13 protein-coding genes and 1 tRNA gene are annotated in these 16,444 nt (G+C 71.8%); 10 read left to right on the forward strand and 4 right to left on the reverse strand.

Annotation, left to right across the window (positions count from 1 at the left end):
- The first annotated feature begins 79 nt into the window (after positions 1–79).
- From OG242_RS28385 to OG242_RS28415, 7 genes are all read left to right on the forward strand, one after another.
- A complete protein-coding gene (locus OG242_RS28385; RefSeq protein WP_405900859.1) occupies positions 80–1,030 on the forward strand; it encodes a beta-ketoacyl-ACP synthase III in 951 nt (316 codons plus the stop codon).
- Positions 1,031–1,166: 136 nt separating this feature from the next.
- Positions 1,167–2,348: an ROK family protein gene (locus OG242_RS28390; RefSeq protein ID WP_405900860.1), complete on the forward strand. Its 1,182-nt coding sequence runs from the start codon at positions 1,167–1,169 to the stop codon at positions 2,346–2,348.
- A gap of 67 nt (positions 2,349–2,415) precedes the next feature.
- Positions 2,416–3,942: a sugar ABC transporter ATP-binding protein gene (locus tag OG242_RS28395; RefSeq protein ID WP_405900861.1), complete on the forward strand. Its 1,527-nt coding sequence runs from the start codon at positions 2,416–2,418 to the stop codon at positions 3,940–3,942.
- A complete protein-coding gene (locus tag OG242_RS28400) occupies positions 3,939–4,970 on the forward strand; it encodes an ABC transporter permease (RefSeq protein WP_405900862.1) in 1,032 nt (343 codons plus the stop codon). The genes OG242_RS28395 and OG242_RS28400 overlap by 4 nt, the downstream gene beginning before the upstream one ends.
- Before the next feature lie 59 nt (positions 4,971–5,029).
- Positions 5,030–6,070, forward strand: coding sequence for a substrate-binding domain-containing protein (locus OG242_RS28405; protein WP_405900863.1), 1,041 nt, complete (start codon positions 5,030–5,032; stop codon positions 6,068–6,070).
- Positions 6,071–6,120: 50 nt separating this feature from the next.
- A complete protein-coding gene (locus OG242_RS28410) occupies positions 6,121–7,332 on the forward strand; it encodes a Gfo/Idh/MocA family protein (protein ID WP_405900864.1) in 1,212 nt (403 codons plus the stop codon).
- 12 nt (positions 7,333–7,344) lie between these two features.
- Entirely contained in the window at positions 7,345–8,349 is a 1,005-nt protein-coding gene (locus tag OG242_RS28415) for a sugar phosphate isomerase/epimerase family protein (protein WP_405900865.1), read from the forward strand.
- Between the two features lie 8 nt (positions 8,350–8,357).
- Here OG242_RS28415 and OG242_RS28420 read toward each other — a convergent pair whose 3' ends face one another.
- Complete coding sequence (locus OG242_RS28420; protein WP_405900866.1) at positions 8,358–9,662, reverse strand: DUF2254 domain-containing protein; 1,305 nt, start codon at positions 9,660–9,662, stop codon at positions 8,358–8,360.
- Positions 9,663–9,919: 257 nt separating this feature from the next.
- On the opposite strand from OG242_RS28420, the gene OG242_RS28425 reads away from it, so the two are divergent.
- Positions 9,920–10,004, forward strand: a tRNA-Leu gene (locus tag OG242_RS28425).
- A 110-nt stretch (positions 10,005–10,114) separates the two neighbouring features.
- Positions 10,115–10,936, forward strand: coding sequence for an RNA methyltransferase (locus tag OG242_RS28430; protein ID WP_405901748.1), 822 nt, complete (start codon positions 10,115–10,117; stop codon positions 10,934–10,936).
- On the opposite strand, the gene OG242_RS28435 is transcribed toward OG242_RS28430, so the two are convergent.
- On the reverse strand, positions 10,933–12,543 hold the full coding sequence (locus tag OG242_RS28435; RefSeq protein ID WP_405900867.1) for an FAD-dependent monooxygenase: 1,611 nt from the start codon (positions 12,541–12,543) through the stop codon (positions 10,933–10,935). The genes OG242_RS28430 and OG242_RS28435 overlap by 4 nt on opposite strands.
- A gap of 210 nt (positions 12,544–12,753) precedes the next feature.
- Between OG242_RS28435 and OG242_RS28440 the strand changes: the two genes are divergently transcribed.
- Complete coding sequence (locus tag OG242_RS28440; protein WP_330454702.1) at positions 12,754–13,380, forward strand: class I SAM-dependent methyltransferase; 627 nt, start codon at positions 12,754–12,756, stop codon at positions 13,378–13,380.
- A gap of 13 nt (positions 13,381–13,393) precedes the next feature.
- Here OG242_RS28440 and OG242_RS28445 read toward each other — a convergent pair whose 3' ends face one another.
- Together OG242_RS28445 and OG242_RS28450 are read right to left on the reverse strand one after the other, a co-directional pair.
- Positions 13,394–14,011: a hypothetical protein gene (locus OG242_RS28445; protein ID WP_329029917.1), complete on the reverse strand. Its 618-nt coding sequence runs from the start codon at positions 14,009–14,011 to the stop codon at positions 13,394–13,396.
- Between the two features lie 251 nt (positions 14,012–14,262).
- Positions 14,263–16,407 (reverse strand): UvrD-helicase domain-containing protein, encoded by a 2,145-nt coding sequence (locus OG242_RS28450; protein ID WP_405900868.1) that lies wholly within the window; start codon positions 16,405–16,407, stop codon positions 14,263–14,265.
- Between the last annotated feature and the right edge of the window lie 37 nt (positions 16,408–16,444).

A 16,444-nucleotide genomic window follows, 5' to 3' on the forward strand; every position in this document is an offset into this window, starting at 1 on the left:
GGATCACCTGCCCCCGTACCGGGCGGTAGCGACCAAGACTGGTTGGTTCCTGACAGATGGAGCGAGGGGACCTTTGTTTATGACCGGCTCACGTGTCGTGGCGCTCGGCCACTACCAGCCCGCCAAGGTGCTCACCAACCATGACCTGGCGGCCATGGTCGACACCAGTGACGAGTGGATCACCAGCCGCGTCGGCATCCGGACCCGCCACATCGGCGGCCCCGACGAGACGGTGGACGAGCTGGCCGCGCACGCGGCGGCCAAGGCCCTCGCCGCGGCGGGTCTCCAGCCGGCCGACATCGACCTGGTGCTGGTCGCCACCTCCACCGCCATCGACCGCTCGCCGAGCATGTCGGCCCGGGTCGCCGCCCGCCTCGGCATGGAGGCGCCCGCGGTCATGGACATCAACGTGGTGTGCTCCGGCTTCACCCACGCCCTCGCCACCGCCGACCACGCCCTGCGCGCCGGCGCCGCCACCCGCGCCCTGGTCATCGGTGCCGACAAGATGGGCGACATCGTCGACTGGACCGACCGCTCCAGCTGCGTCCTCATGGGCGACGGGGCCGGCGCCGCGGTCGTCGTCGCCGACCGGGAGGACGCCGAGCGGCCCGGGGTCGGACCGGTGCTGTGGGGTTCGGTCCCCGGCATGGGGGACGCCGTCCGCATCGAGGGCACCCCGCCGCGCTTCGCGCAGGAGGGCCAGTCCGTCTACCGCTGGGCCACCACCCAGCTGCCCCCCATCGCCCGCAAGGTGTGCGAGAAGGCGGGGCTCACTCCGGAGGACCTGGCCGCCGTCGTCCTGCACCAGGCCAACCTGCGGATCATCGAGCCCGTCGCCCGGAAGATCGGCGCGGTCAACGCCGTCGTCGCACGCGACGTGGTGGACTCCGGCAACACCTCCGCCGCCTCCATCCCCATGGCCCTGTCCAAGCTGGTCGAGCGGGGCGAGATCCCCAGCGGTGCGCCGGTGCTCCTCTTCGGCTTCGGCGGCAACCTCAGCTACGCGGGACAGGTGATCAGCTGCCCGTAGCGCAGCCTTTGTCCTCGGAGTGGAGAAAGTTCGCCGGATTCCTGCGCGACTTCTTCCCCGCCCCGGCAACCGCTGCTACGTTCCCCTCCCAAGCCCGACGGACAGGCCGGCGAGGCGGGAGGGGCGCGTGAGACGTATGACGGCACGACCCGCGAACGCCCACCAGGCGCGACTGCTCAAGCTGTTGCGCGACGGTGGGCCCAACTCCCGGGCGAAGCTGGGCGATCAGGTCGAGCTCTCCCGCTCCAAGCTCGCCGTCGAGGTGGACCGGCTGCTGGAGACCGGCCTCGTGGTCGCCGACGGACTCGCCGCCTCACGCGGCGGCCGCCGCTCGCACAACATCCGCCTCGCCCCGCACCTGCGCTTCCTCGGCGTCGACATCGGCGCCACCTCCGTCGACGTGGCGGTCACCAACGCGGAACTGGAGGTCCTGGGCCACCTCAACCACCCCATGGACGTACGCGAGGGGCCCGTCGCGGTCTTCGAGCAGGTGCTGTCCATGGCGGCGAAGCTCCGGGACTCCGGGCTCGCCGACAGCTTCGACGGCGCCGGGATCGGCGTCCCCGGACCGGTCCGCTTCCCCGAGGGCGTCCCCGTCGCACCCCCGATCATGCCCGGCTGGGACGGCTTCCCGGTCCGCGAGGCACTCAGCCAGGAACTGGGCTGCCCGGTCATGGTCGACAACGACGTGAACCTGATGGCCCTGGGGGAGCAGCACGCGGGCGTCGCCCGTTCCGTCGGCGACTTCCTCTGCGTCAAGATCGGTACGGGCATCGGCTGCGGCATCGTCGTCGGCGGCACCGTCCACCGGGGCGCGACTGGCAGCGCCGGCGACATCGGCCACATCCAGGTCGAACCCGGGGGCCGGCTCTGCGCCTGCGGCAACAAGGGCTGCCTGGAAGCCCACTTCAGCGGCGCCGCACTGGCCCGGGACGCCGAGGACGCGGCCCGCGCCGGACGGTCCGAGGAGCTCGCGGCCCGGCTGGAGGCGTCCGGCCGGCTCACCGCCGCGGACGTGGCCGCCGCCGCGGCCGCCGGCGACGCCACCTCACTCCTCCTGATCCGCGAGGGCGGCAACCGCGTCGGCCAGGTCATCGCGGGCCTCGTCAGCTTCTTCAACCCCGCCCTGGTGGTGATCGGCGGCGGGGTGACCGGCCTCGGCCACACGCTGCTGGCCGCCGTACGGGCCCAGGTCTACCGGCGCTCCCTGCCGCTGGCCACCGGCAACCTTCCGATCGTCCTGGGCGAGCTGGGACCCGCCGCCGGAGTCACCGGCGGCGCCAGGCTCATCAGCGACCACCTCTTCTCACCCGCCTGAACCCGCGCGGCCCGCCCGAGCGGCCGGCCCCACACACCCACACCCCGCCCGCCGAGGGGATTTCGTCATGGCTCCGCGACCACCGCTGCTCACCATGTCCGGCATCACCAAGTCCTTCCCCGGTGTCCGCGCCCTCGACGGCGTGGACCTGGAGGTCCGCGCCGGTGAGGTGCACTGCCTCCTCGGCCAGAACGGGGCCGGCAAGTCCACCCTCATCAAGGTCCTCGCCGGAGCCCACCAGCCCGACGACGGCGAGATCACCTGGTCCGGCGCACCGGCCGTGCTCAAGTCCCCGCTCGCCGCGATGCGCCTCGGGATCGCCACCATCTACCAGGAACTCGACCTGGTCCGGGGCCTGTCCGTCGCGGAGAACGTCTTCCTCGGCCACGAGCCCGTCAGCGCCGGCTTCGTCGTCCGCGCCCGCCGGGCCCGTACCGGGGCCGCCGCCCTGCTGGCCCGGCTCGGCCACCCGGAGATCGACCCCGCCCGCCCCGTCGGCGAACTCTCCGCCGCCCAGCAGCAGATCGTGTCCATGGCCCGGGCGCTCTCCCACGACGTGCGCCTCATCGTGATGGACGAGCCGTCCGCCGCGCTCGACCCCGACGAGGTCGACAACCTCTTCCGGATCATCGCCTCACTGACCGCCCAGGACGTCGCCGTCGTCTACATCTCGCACCGCCTCGACGAGATCCGCCGCATCGGCGACCGGGTGACCGTCCTCAAGGACGGCCGGGCCGTCGCGGCCGGCCTGCCCGCCGGGACCACCCCGACCCACGACATCGTCGCGCTGATGACCGGCCGCAAGGTGGAGTACGTGTTCCCGCCCCGGACCCCGCCGCCCACCGGGCGCGCCGACGCGGCCCCCGTACTCACCGTCGAAGGGCTCGCCAGGAAGGGGGAGTTCGACCCGGTCGACCTGGAGGTGCGGCCGGGGGAGATCGTCGGGCTCGCCGGACTCGTCGGCTCCGGGCGCTCGGAGATCCTGGAGACCGTCTACGGCGCCCGCCGCGCCACCGCCGGCCGGGTCGCCGTCGCGGGGAAGGCGCTGCGGCCCGGGAGCGTGCGCGCCGCCGTCGCCGCCGGCATCGGCCTCGCCCCCGAGGAACGCAAGGCCCAGGCCCTGCTGATGCTCGAATCCGTCACCCGTAACGTCTCGGTCTCCACCCTGTCCCGCTACTCCAGGGCCGGCTGGCTCGACCGCGCGGCGGAGCGGAACGCGGCCCGGGACGCAACCCGCACCCTCTCGCTGCACCCCGACAACCCGGACACCCCCGTCCGCACCCTCTCCGGCGGCAACCAGCAGAAGGCGGTCCTGGCCCGCTGGCTGCTGCGCGGCTGCCGGGTCCTGCTGCTGGACGAACCGACCCGCGGGGTGGACGTCGGCGCCCGCGCCGAGCTCTACGCCGTGATCCGAAGGCTGGCCGACGAAGGGCTCGCCGTACTGCTCGTCTCCAGCGAAGTGCCCGAAGTGCTGGGCCTCGCCGACCGGGTGCTCGTCCTGCGCGAGGGGCGTGTCGTGCACACCGCCGACGCCACGGACCTCGACGAACACCGCGTACTCGACCTCGTGATGGAAGGGAGCCCGACGCCATGACCCACCCCGTTCCCACCGCGCAGAGCGGGCCGGACCAGGGCCCCGCACCCGTGGTCCTGAAGAAGACCGGACCCCGGCGCGCCCCCGGACCGCGCATGGACCTCCACACCCTGACCCTGCTCGGCATCCTCGCCGTACTGGTGGCCGTCGGCGGAATCACCGAACCGGACGCCTTCCTGGACAGCGGGAACCTCCAACTCGTGCTGACCCAGGCGTCGGTGATCGGCGTCGTCACCGTCGGCGTCACCCTCGTCATCACCTCCGGGGGCATCGACCTCTCGGTCGGCGCGATGGTCGCCCTCGCCTCCGTCTGGGCGAGCACCCTGGCCACACAGGAGTACGGCTTCGCGGGCATCCTGTTCACCGCCGTGCTCGTCGGCCTCGTCGCCGGTCTGGTCAACGGGGTGCTCATCGCGTACGGGAGGGTGGTGCCGTTCATCGCGACCCTGGCGATGCTCGCCTCCGCGCGCGGCCTGGCCCTCATGATCACCGACGGCAGGACCCAGATCGTGACCGTCACGTCGGTGCTGGACCTGGGGCTCCCGGACTCCTACGTGCTCGGCATCCCGCCGCTCGTCCTGATCTTCGCCGCGGTCACCGCCGCTGGCTGGCTGCTGCTGAACCGTACGACCTTCGGCCGCCGCACCGTCGCCATCGGCGGCAACGCCGAAGCGGCCCGGCTCGCGGGCATCGACGTCCGCCGCCAACGGCTCTACCTCTACCTGCTGTCCGGGCTGTGCTGCGGCATCGCGGCCTTCATGCTGATCATCCTGTCCGGCTCCGGCCAGAACACCGCGGGCAACCTCTACGAACTCGACGCCATCGCCGCCGCGATCATCGGCGGCACCCTCCTCAGCGGCGGACGCGGCACCATCACCGGCTCCGTCCTCGGCGTCCTGATCTTCACCACGATCACCAACATCTTCGCCCTCAACAACCTGCAGAGCGATGTCCAGCAGATCGCCAAGGGCGCGATCATCGTCGCCGCCGTCCTCGTCCAGAGCCGCACCTCCCGTACGGAGACCTGACCCACCGATCCACCGCACCGCTCCCCGCACCCACCCAACGGACGAAGGGTTCCACAGCCATGCCGCAAACCAGTCGCAGAGGGCTCCTGTTCGGCACCGCCGCCGTCTCCGCCGGCGCCTTCCTCACCGCCTGCACCAGCAACGACCCCAAGGAGAAGGACGCCCCCGCGCAGAGCGGGGCGCCCGCCGCCGACGACAAGCCGGGCACACCCGTCACCATCGGCTTCGCCGGACCACAGGCCGACCACGGCTGGCTCAACGCCATCAACGAGAACGCCAGGTCCCGGGCGAAGAAGTACTCCGAGGTCACCCTGGAGACCACCGAGGGCTCCAACGACACCGCCGCCCAGATCGGCCAGGTCAAGACCCTCATCAACAAGAAGGTCGACGTCCTGGTCGTCCTGCCGGCCGACGGCAAGGCCCTCACCCAGGTCGGCCTGGAAGCCATGCGCGCGGGCATCCCCGTCATCAACCTCGACCGGATCTTCGCGTCCCCGCAGGCCTACCGCTGCTGGGTCGGCGGCGACAACTACGGCATGGGCCTCAACGCCGGCACGTACATCGGCGAACAGCTCAAGGACAAGAAGAACGCCAAGGTCGTGGAGCTCGCGGGCATCGACAACCTGGAGCTCACCAAGCAGCGCAGCCAGGGCTTCGCCGACGCGCTGAAGAACTACTCCAACATCGAGCTGGTGGCCCGTCAGGCGGCCGATTTCACCGTGGAGTCGGGCCAGGCGAAGATGGCGCAGCTCCTCCAGGCGCAGAAGAAGTTCGACGCCCTGTGGAACCACGACGACGACCAGGGAGTGGGAGCGCTCCGCGCCATCCAGCAGGCCGGCCGCGACGAGTTCCTGATGGTCGGCGGCGCCGGCGCCAAGTCCGCGATGGACGCCATCAAGGCCGACAACAGCGTCCTGAAGGCCACCGTCCTCTACCCGCCCACCATGGCGGCCTCCGCCATCGACCTGGCCCGCGCACTCGGCCAGTCCAAGGGCGTCTCCGGACTCGCCGAACTGGAGATCCCCACCAGCCTCACCCTCTACTCCGCCGTCGTCACCAAGGACAACGTCGACCAGTACCTGCCGACGGGCTTCAACTGACCGTCGGGGACACCGCACGTGCCGAACCAGCGACGAGGAGGAAGCCCCGGATGGCCCAGAGGGATCAGACGCAGCAGCAGACGGCCGAGCCGCCGACGCTCGGGATCGGCATGGTCGGATACGCGTTCATGGGCGCTGCCCACTCACAGGGGTGGCGCACCGCCGGACACGTCTTCGACCTGCCGGTCCGGCCGGTACTCGCCGCGATCTGCGGACGCGACCGCACGGCCGTCGAGGCCGCGGCCGGCCGGCACGGGTGGGCCGCCGCCGAGACCGACTGGCGCGCCCTGATCGCCCGCGACGACGTGCAACTGGTCGACATCTGCACCCCCGGCGACAGCCACGCGGAGATCGCCGTCGCCGCCCTGGAGGCCGGGAAGCACGTCCTCTGCGAGAAGCCGCTCGCCAACACCGTGGCCGAGGCGGAGGCCATGTCGGCGGCGGCCGAGCGCGCCGCCGCCCGGGGCCGGTCGGCCTTCGTCGGCTTCAACTACCGCCGGGTGCCCGCCCTGGCCCACGCCCGCCGGCTCATCGCCGACGGCCGGCTGGGCGCCCTGCGCCACGTACGCGCCGTCTACCTCCAGGACTGGCTCACCGACCCCGCCGCCCCGCTGACCTGGCGCCTCGACAAGGAGCGCGCGGGCTCCGGCGCGCTCGGCGACCTCGGCGCGCACGTCGTGGACCTCGCGCAGTACCTGGCGGGGGAGCCGCTCGTCGCGGTGTCCGCGCTGACCGAGACCTTCGTACGCGAACGCCCCCTGCCCGCCGGACCGGCCGGGGGCCTCGGCGGCGGGGCGGCGGCCGGGGGAACGGGCCCGGTCACGGTGGACGACGCGGCCGTGTTCAGCGGGCGGCTCGCCTCCGGCGCCCTGGCGTCCTTCGAGGTGACCCGGATGGCGGCCGGCCGCAAGAACGCCCTGCGCCTGGAGATCAACGGAGAGCGCGGCTCGCTCGCCTTCGACCTGGAGCGCCTCAACGAACTGTCCTTCCACGACCACACCGAACCCGCCGCAACGGCCGGCTTCCGGCGCGTCCTCGTCACCGAGCCCGAACACCCCTACCTGGAGGCGTGGTGGCCGCCGGGCCACACACTCGGCTACGAGCACACCTTCGTCCACCAGGCCCGCGACGTGGTGTGCGCCATCGCCGAGGGCACCCCGCCCGTCCCGTCGTTCGCGGACGGCCTCCAGGTGCAGCGGGTGCTGGCGGCGGTGGAGGAGAGCGCCGCCAAGAACTCCGTCCTCACCCCCGTACCCCTCTAGGAGGTCCCGCGCATGCCACGCCCCTTCACCCTCTTCACCGGCCAGTGGGCCGACCTTCCCCTGGAGGAGGTCTGCCGGTACGCCCGCGACTTCGGCTACGACGGCCTCGAACTCGCCTGCTGGGGCGACCACTTCGAGGTCGACAAGGCCCTCGCGGACCCCGCGTACCTGGACGGCCGACGCCAACTGCTCGACAAGTACGGCCTGAAGTGCTGGGCGATCTCCAACCACCTGGTCGGCCAGGCCGTCTGCGACCACCCCATCGACGAACGCCACCAGTCCATCCTGCCCGCCCGCATCTGGGGCGACGGCGAACCGGAAGGCGTACGCCGCCGGGCCGCCGCCGAGATCGCCGACACCGCGCGGGCCGCCGCAGCGTTCGGCGTGGACACCGTCATCGGCTTCACCGGCTCCTCGATCTGGCACCTGGTCGCGATGTTCCCGCCGGTCCCGCCGCACATGATCGAGCGCGGTTACGAGGACTTCGCCGAGCGCTGGAACCCGGTCCTGGACGTCTTCGACGCGGAGGGCGTGCGCTTCGCCCACGAGGTGCACCCCAGCGAGATCGCGTACGACTACTGGACCACGCACCGCGCATTGGAGGCCGTGGACCACCGCCCCGCATTCGGCCTCAACTTCGACCCGAGTCACTTCGTCTGGCAGGACCTGGACCCGGTCGGCTTCCTGTACGACTTCCGGGACCGTATCTACCACGTGGACTGCAAGGAGGCCCGCAAGCGCCTGGACGGCCGCAACGGCCGCCTCGGCTCCCACCTGCCCTGGGGCGACCCGCGCCGCGGCTGGGACTTCGTCTCGGCCGGCCACGGGGACGTCCCCTGGGAGGACGTCTTCCGCATGCTGCGGTCCATCGGCTACGAGGGCCCGGTCTCGGTGGAGTGGGAGGACGCCGGCATGGACCGCCTGGCGGGCGCCCCGGAGGCGCTGGCGTCGCTGAAGCGGTACGACTTCGACCCGCCGAGCGCGTCGTTCGACGCGGCGTTCGGGGGCAAGGACTGAGGAAGCCCTCAGCCGATCCCCTGCCGGTCCGGCAGCAGCGAGAACTCCCGCTCGGCGGTCTCCGGCACCGCATGCTCCACCGCCTGCACGAGCAGCGCGCGGTGCCGGACCAGCGGCCCCCGCCGGTCCGGCCCGGCCAGCCGCGACAGGTCGTCGATCCCCGCGAGCAGCCGCCGCGACACCTGCGGGACGGTCACCGCGCACCGGCGTACCTCCTCGAAGCCGAGGTCCACCAGGTCCTCCCACGACGGCACGTCCTGCACCAGCCGCACCGCCCCCGTACGGTCGCGGTGGTGCACGGTGCCCAGCGGCAGCCGCACGGCCGCCGCCAGGAACTGCACGATCCGGTCCAGGCACTGCACGGCGGTCGTCGGGTCGTTCGTCGCGGCGGACAGCGCCCGCAGCGCGATGTCCGACAACTGGCGCAGCCCGAACGCCAGGTCCTGGTGCAGGGTGCGCTCGACGCCCACGGAGACCGTGTACCGCAGCGCGTGCCGCCCCGGCGCCGCCCCGCCGTGCACGGCGAGCACCGGCGTCCCCGGCACCACGAAGTCCCCGAGCCGGGGGACCAGCCGGAGCACGACGCCCTGCCGCCGGGCGGCCCGGACGAGCCGGGCGACGTTGACGTCCCGGAGCACGCCGGCCCGTCCCTCGTACAGGATCTGCCCGGTCTCTTCGGGCAGCGGCCCCTCGCCGGGCCGTCCGGACGGCATCCGGCCCAGCACCTTGAACGTGTCCCGGGTGATGTGGTCGAGGACGGGCCCGATCTGCATCAGGCGCAGCGTGGAACTCACGTACGCGATGAACAGCAGCAGGCTGAGCCCGACGAGCAGGGCGGTCAGCACGCTCTGCACGAACGGCAGCGAGGTGACCCGGCGCGGGTCGGTCTCGCTCTCGTACGAGCTGAGGACCAGCAGCGAGAAGACGAACGTCGCCAGGAACACCGACAGGGTCAGCTTGCTGATCCGGCTGCGTACGAAGATCCGCACCACCCGGGGCGTGAGCTGCCCGCTCGCCATCTGCACCGCGACCAGCGAGATGCTGAAGACCACACCGATGAAGGTCATCATCGCGGAGCTGACCGTGACGACGATCTGCTTGGTGTCCTCGGCGACCTTCACCAGGTCCTGGATATCGTCGTACGCCTGTTCCTCACGCAGGTACGAGACGATCTGCTCGTCCACCGCCGAGGCGGCGAACCACAGCACACAGGCGACGACGAGCGTCAGGGCCGGGGCGAACCAGAAGGTCTCGCGCAGATGCTCGCGCAGAGGGGACAGGGCGCGGGGAGGACGGGAGCCGCGATCACTCATGCGAGCGAAAGTATCCCGCCCCGCCCACCCGCCGGTGGACCCCGCCGCCGACCCTCCGGCTCCACGGTGCGTACGTACGCGGCGACGGTCCGTACGGGCAGGGCGCGGACGCGGGCCGAAACGCGTCCCGGAGACCCCCGCACCGCACTGACCAGCGCAATGTCCACCGGCAGGCCACCCGATATGCAGGTGAGAGGCACCCCGAACCCCTGGTATTGTTTTCCTTGTCGCCGCGGGAGACCGGGGCGGATCACCTGGTCCGGGTGGCGGAATGGCAGACGCGCTAGCTTGAGGTGCTAGTGCCCTTTATCGGGCGTGGGGGTTCAAGTCCCCCCTCGGACACTCATCCAGTTCCCACGGTTCATCGCGAACCGTGGGAATTTCTGGTTTCCGGGGGCGGCCGAAGCCGCCGCCGGACGAGCGATCAACCCTGGGAGGACCCACCGGTGGCTGTGCAGCGGATCTCGACCCGCAACGCCCGCTTTCAGCAGTTCCAGACGCTGCTCACCAACCGGACCAAGCGCGGGCGCGCCCGCGAGTTCATCGTCCAGGGCGTCCGGCCGATCACCATGGCCGTCGAACACGGCTGGACGATCCGCTCCCTCCTGTACGACGCGAGCCGCCCCCTGTCCCGCTGGGCCGAGGAGCTGATGCGCGGCATCACCACCGAGCGCATCGCGATGGCCCCCGACCTGCTCGCGGAACTCAGCGAGCGTGCGGAGGGCGCGCCGGAGGTCCTGGCCGTGGTCGGGATGGCCCCCGACGACCTCACCCGCATCCCGGTCCGCGACGACTTCCTCGGCCTGGCCTTCGACCGCCCGACGCAACCCGGCAACATCGGCAGCATCATCCGCTCCGCCGACGCCCTCGGCGCGCACGGCCTGATCGTCACGGGCCACGCGGCGGACCCGTACGACCCGAAGGCGGTCCGCGCGACGACGGGCTCCTTCTTCGCCCTCCCCGTGGTCCGCACCCCCTCCCACCACGAGGTCGCCCAGTGGCTCGATGCGGAGCGCGCGCAGGGCCGCCCGGTCCTCGTCGTCGGCACCGACGAGGACGGCGAGTGCGACGCCTCCGAGTTCGACCTCACCCAGCCCGTCCTGCTCCTCATCGGCAACGAGACGGCGGGCCTGAGCAACGCCTGGCGCGACCGCTGCGACCACGTCATCAGCATCCCGATGACGGGCTCGGCGAGCTCCCTCAACGCGTCGAACGCGGCGTCGATCGTCCTGTACGAGGCGCGGCGGCAGCGGGTGGCGAAGGGGCGGGGCTAAGCGTCCGCGCCCCGGGCGGACAGGGCGGCCAGATAGCGCGGCAGCGCGTTGGACGCGAGGGACAACGGAAAGCGGGCGCCGAGCTGACCGTCCGGGCGTACGACGAAGCCGGTCGGCCCGTCCGGCCGGTAGAGCCGGGCGAACTCGCCGCCCGTGTCGCGGTAGCCGGACGCGTCCGCCGGCGCGTCGCCCGCCACGACGGTGACGGTGTCCATGCCGCCCACCTCCGCCGCGTCGGCACCTTGCGGCGCGTACCGCAGCAGCACATGGCCGGTCCGGCCGCGCAGTACGTCGAGCAGCCGCAGCGGACAGGCCGCCACCGGGTGGGTCAGCCCCGTGCAGTCCGGGGCGCGGTCGCCGGGCTGCGGGGCGTCCGCCGGCCCGTACGGGGCACCGGCCAGCGGCCCGTCCCGGTAGTCGACGAGCAGCTGGGCCTCGCGGAGCAGCACGGTCCGCAGGTCGTCGGCGTCGTTCTCGACACCCCGGGTGGCGTGCCGGACGGTCCGCCCGACGACCTCCTCGCCCACCGGGCGCCGCTCGGCGTCGTAGCTGGTCAGCAGCGCGGGCCCGGCCTCGCCGCGCACCACGAGGGCGAGCTTCCAGGCCAGGTTGCAGGCGTCCTGGATGCCCGTGTTCATGCCCTGCGCACCGGTCGGCGGATGGATGTGCGCGGCGTCGCCCGCGACGAAGACCCGCCCTTCGCCGTACCGGTCCACGATCCGGTGGCTGATCCGGAAGACGGACGACCAGCGCATCCGCGACAGGACGGCGGGCCTCGGCGCCAGGCGGTCGACCACGGCCTGGATGTCCGAGAGCGCCGGTGTGCGCCCGCCCTCAAGACCGTGCGCCACCTCGCCGCCGTCCGCCGGGCCGGTGGAGAGCGCGGGCGGCACCAGCATGGACATCCGGTAGCGGCCCGTGCCCGGCAGCGGAATGCAGACCAGCAGATCGTCCGTGGACCCGTCGCCCGCGGTGTGACTGGCGCGTACCCCGTACCCGTACGGCAGGTCCCAGTCGGCCTCGACATCGGCCAGCATGTACTCCTCGCCGAACGCCCCGCCCTCGAAGGACAGCCCGAGCCCCTTGCGCACGGTGCTGTGCGCACCGTCGCAGCCGACCAGATACCCGGCCCGCACCTCCTCGGTCCCGCCGGCGGCCGTACGCAGCCTCGCCGTCACCCCGTCCGCGTCCTGGTCGAAGCCCACCAGCTCGGCCCCGCGCTCGATGAACGTGCCGAGACCGGCGACGTACTCCTCCAGGATGCGCTCGGTCTCGTACTGCGGAAGCGAGGCGAACCCGTAGGGCACCTCGGGCGGCAGCGCGAGCTCGATCCGCGCCACCTCGGCCCCGTTGACGTGGATGAGCTGCCCGTACATCGGCGCCGCCGCCTCCAGTACGGCCCCGGCCAGCCCCATCCGGTCCCAGAGCTCCAGCGTGCGCGGCTGGACACCCACCGCCTTGGCGTACGGCAGCCGCCCCGCCAGCCGGTCGACGATCCGACACGCCACCCCGCGCCGCGACAGCTCCGCCGCGACACTCAGCCCGACGGGCCCGGCGCCGACGATCAGCACATCGGTGGACTGCTCACTGCTGCGCGTGTGCGTCACGGATGCCTCCCGGTGCGTTGCCCCGCGGGTTCCCCGTACTCATGGTCGCGCGGGGTGGGGTGGGCGGCGAGTGGGCGGAACGGGCCGGGGCGGACCGGGCGACCGGGGCCCGGGGCACGTGTTCACGTGGACCGGCGCTTCGCGCAGCGCCTCTGACGGAACGCGCGAGCGCGGTCCCGTGCCTGGGGGCGCTGTGGCAGGGTCGGGGCCATGCCCTTCGATCACAACGACCACTACCACCGTCTGCTGCTGCGCCAAGTACCACGCGACTGCGGGGCGGCACTGGATGTGGGGTGCGGGACCGGGCGGTTCGCGCGGCGGCTCGCCCGCCTGGGCATGGCGGTCGACGCGGTCGACCCGTCGGAGGAGGCCATCGCGGAGGCCCACGCCCTCTCCGACGGGGCGGCCGACGACCGGAGTCCGCGTTTCCGGCACGCGGATGTGACCGAACTTGCTCTGCCCCAGGGGCACTACGGCTTCATCTCGTGCCTCGCGAGCATCCACCACATGCCGTTCGCAACCGTCGCCGCATTGCGTGACGCGCTCGCGCCCGGCGGCGTCCTGGTGATCCTTGGGTGCTACCCGGAACGGACCCGGCTCGACTGGGCCTGGAGCCTGGCAGCCGTGCCGGCCAACGCCGCCGCCAGACTGGCGACCGGTGCGAGGGACCGGCTTCGCCCCGCCGCGACTCACCGGGAGGAGGTGAGTGCGCCGGTGCGGCAGCCGGCCATGCCCCTGGCCGAGATCCGCCGGGAAGCGGCGGCGCTGTTGCCGGGGTGCAGCATCCGCAGACTCCTCTTCTGGCGCTACCTGCTTGTCTTCCGCGACAGGGCCTGACGGCCGTCGGCGGTCAGTTGGACGCGTGGGTCTCGACCTTGAACATGCCGAAGTTCTGACGGTCGTCGAACTCCAGGTACCCGGGTTGTCCGTCCGGGACCATGAGGACCGTGGTCGCCCGCACGAACTCGCCCGGTCGCGGGTCCGGTTCGTTCAGGAAGCTCTCCTCGGCCATACCGAGTCCCGCGCAGTTTCCGCTGATGACCTCGTCGACGGCCTTCGTCTCGCCGTCCTTGCCGGTCCACCGTGCGTGCGTCAACGGGTAGGTGTCGAACTTCTCACTGCCCGTGTTCTTCACCTTCATTTCAAGGCAGACGAAGGTCGTCCCCGGGTCCGCGACCTCCGGGTCGAGCCCGGCGTCGTTCGGCAGGCTGTCGGCCTGCTTCAGCTCGGTCAGGGTCACTACGGCCGAGCTCGCGGGGATATCGAGCGTACTGTCGGGCGATATCGCCACGGGGAGCTTCCTGCCCTCCTTGAGGACCCGTACCTGGTCACTGGGCGGGGGTGGGGTCACGGTGGCGCGGGTGGCGGTTGCGGCGTGCACCGGTGTCCTGCCGCTTCGCATGTGGGCCGCGTCCTCCGCCGAGCCGCAGCCAGCGAGCAGGCCCACGGCGGTTGCGGCGCCGAGCACTGCGAGGAGCCTTCGACCAGGTGGGCCGTACGCCTGTCGGTTCATGGCGACCCACTTCCTCCGGAGTAGTTCCTCGCCTCAGCTTGCGCCCCGGGAGTGCGGGGCGCAGGTCGGCGCCGGTTCTACTTGCGCTTCGCGTACACGATCAGGTTGTCCACCGAGGGCCGTTCGTGTGTGGGGTCCGGGTTGAGGTCGTGGTGCATGCAGCGCCTCGACTCGCAATGCCCGCGGTCAGGGATTACGTATCGGGGCTAACTCCGCCCCAGCCCCGCCTCCACCAGGAATGCACTTGGCGCACCCGACCACGAGACGTAGAGCCCGTCACGCGCCCGCGTGCAGGCGACGAACAGCAGACAGCGCTCCGCCATCAGGTCCGAGGCGTGCTGTACCCGGTCTGCCTCGACCGGTGTCACCGCGCGGGGATACGGCAGCGCGCCCTCGCTCACCCCGATGACCGCGACGCAGCGGAACTCCAGCCCCTTGAACGCGTGCATCGTGCCCACCTGCACGGCGTCCGGCGCGGAAGCGACGTCGCCCCGCAGCCTCACCGCGAGGATGCCCGCTGCCCGGAGGCGCTCCACTGCCTTGTCGCAGTTCTTGTTGAACCGGGCGGTCACGCCGATGTCCCCCGGCGCGATCCCGCTGTCGATCCAGCCACGGACCCGTGACAGAAGTGCGTCGAGCTCCGCCCCCTCCGAGTCAGCGGCGTACACCTCGGGGCCCTTACCGTGCAGCGCCGAGCGGTAGCCGAGCAATGTCTCGTTGTCGGCGTCGTCCGCCAGTTGCTCGAAGGGACGTCCGACAAGGAGGGCGGTGGACCAGCTCAGGATCTCGTGCGTGGAGCGGTAGTTCTTGCGCATCTTCGCCGACCGGCCCGCGACCTTGATTCCGACCGCCTTCAGTGACACTTTCGAGTCGTAGATCCGTTGATGAGGGTCCCCGGCGATGAAGAGGTCGTCCGGGCGCTGCGGGACCGCCGCCCGCAGCAGCCGCCACTGGGCGGGGTGCAGGTCCTGCGCCTCGTCGATCACCACGTGCCGGTACCGGGGACCCTCGGCCGCCAGCAGGTCGGCGGCCTCCGCACATGTTCCGAGGTAGGTGCGCAACCCGTCGGCGGCGAGCCGCCCGGTGAACTCCTCCACCGTGCGCCAAACGAGCGGACGGCCCGACTGGGGAAACTTGCTCCCGCGGCCCCAGCGGTCGCAGCCCACGTACTCCCGCTCGGTCCGCAGATTCTGCGCGAGGATCACATGCCGGTACTCCTGGCTCAGGAACTGCGCGCTGCCGGGGAATCCGGTCGCGTGCGCCGCCAGGGCCCACCGGGTCTCCTCCTCGCCACCGCGCAGCGGCCGCCGTGAGGTGGACAGGACCCGTCCGGAGAAGGCGTCGACGGTCATGATGTCGACCCGGTCCCGCAGCGCCTCGTCCTCGACGAGGGAGGCCAGCCCCGTCCTCAGGGCACCCACCAGTGCGTTGGTGTACGTGGTGAGGAGGATGCGCTCCCCGTCCCTCAGGTACCGCAGCAGGTGGCGCACGCGGTGCAGTGCGACGACGGTCTTGCCGGTGCCGGGGCCTCCGGTGACCTGGGCGGGGCCGGAGTACGAGGCACGGTAGGCGACCTTGTGCTGCGACGGGTGCAGGAAGACCCGCCAGGCCGAGAACGGCTTGTCGAGAATGTCCCGCAGCTCCTCGGACCCGGTGACGTGCGCGATACGCGTACGGGTACGGCGGATGGCGGTCGCGAAGTCCTCGGTGTCCACCGGCGCGTCGTCACCGGGCGAGGAGGCGAGAGCGACGGAGACGACATCCCGCCACACCTCTTCCACGGTGAACCCGGCGGCGAGGTATTCGAGTACCTCGCGCTGGTCCTGGGGGAAGTACGGTGCGAAGACCTCCAGCTGCTCGGTGTCGGTCAGCGCGCGCGCCTGGCGAAGCGTCGTCTCGTCGATCCCGAGTGCGGCCAGATCCCCGTCGGACACCTTCGAGAAGAGCCGGCGCTCGGGGGCGGCGGCAATGCGCTCGTACGCGGGCGTGAGTTCGTCGAGCATCGCGATGTCCCGCACCTCGACGGCTCGGGTGACCGTGTTGATGCTCGCCCGCTGCTTGATGGCCCAGTCGATGGCCTTGTCGTGCGGCATGACGCGCAGCAGCACGTACGTGTCCCCGCTGTCGGGGGCGAGTACGACGCCCCGCGTCGCCTGATCGATCCTGATGGTCCGGATGTGGGGGTCGCGCGCCCGCTTCAGCGTCTCCAGCTTCAGCCCGGGGTCCTTGAACAACTGGTCCAGGGTGAGCCGCTCGAACTTCTCCCACGCGTCGAACACCCCCTGCTTCACACTGCCTTGCAGCTTGCCGAGCTGGGCGCAGAAACCGATGTCGAACGCGAGATGTGGCATGTGCGTACTTTCCGGGTGAGGAGCGGGTGGGTCGGTC

It is taken from the genome of Streptomyces sp. NBC_00727 (assembly GCF_045161745.1).
In the GTDB taxonomy this organism is placed as follows: domain Bacteria; phylum Actinomycetota; class Actinomycetes; order Streptomycetales; family Streptomycetaceae; genus Streptomyces.

Bases quoted from the DNA above. Each gene is read 5' to 3' on its own strand.
- OG242_RS28385 (WP_405900859.1), top strand. From the start codon at position 80: ATGACCGGCTCACGTGTCGTGGCGCTCGGCCACTACCAGCCCGCCAAG.
- OG242_RS28390 (WP_405900860.1), top strand. From the start codon at position 1,167: ATGACGGCACGACCCGCGAACGCCCACCAGGCGCGACTGCTCAAGCTG.
- OG242_RS28395 (WP_405900861.1), top strand. From the start codon at position 2,416: ATGGCTCCGCGACCACCGCTGCTCACCATGTCCGGCATCACCAAGTCC.
- OG242_RS28400 (WP_405900862.1), top strand. From the start codon at position 3,939: ATGACCCACCCCGTTCCCACCGCGCAGAGCGGGCCGGACCAGGGCCCC.
- OG242_RS28405 (WP_405900863.1), top strand. From the start codon at position 5,030: ATGCCGCAAACCAGTCGCAGAGGGCTCCTGTTCGGCACCGCCGCCGTC.
- OG242_RS28410 (WP_405900864.1), top strand. From the start codon at position 6,121: ATGGCCCAGAGGGATCAGACGCAGCAGCAGACGGCCGAGCCGCCGACG.
- OG242_RS28415 (WP_405900865.1), top strand. From the start codon at position 7,345: ATGCCACGCCCCTTCACCCTCTTCACCGGCCAGTGGGCCGACCTTCCC.
- OG242_RS28420 (WP_405900866.1), bottom strand. From the start codon at position 9,662: ATGAGTGATCGCGGCTCCCGTCCTCCCCGCGCCCTGTCCCCTCTGCGC.
- OG242_RS28440 (WP_330454702.1), top strand. From the start codon at position 12,754: ATGCCCTTCGATCACAACGACCACTACCACCGTCTGCTGCTGCGCCAA.
- OG242_RS28450 (WP_405900868.1), bottom strand. From the start codon at position 16,407: ATGCCACATCTCGCGTTCGACATCGGTTTCTGCGCCCAGCTCGGCAAG.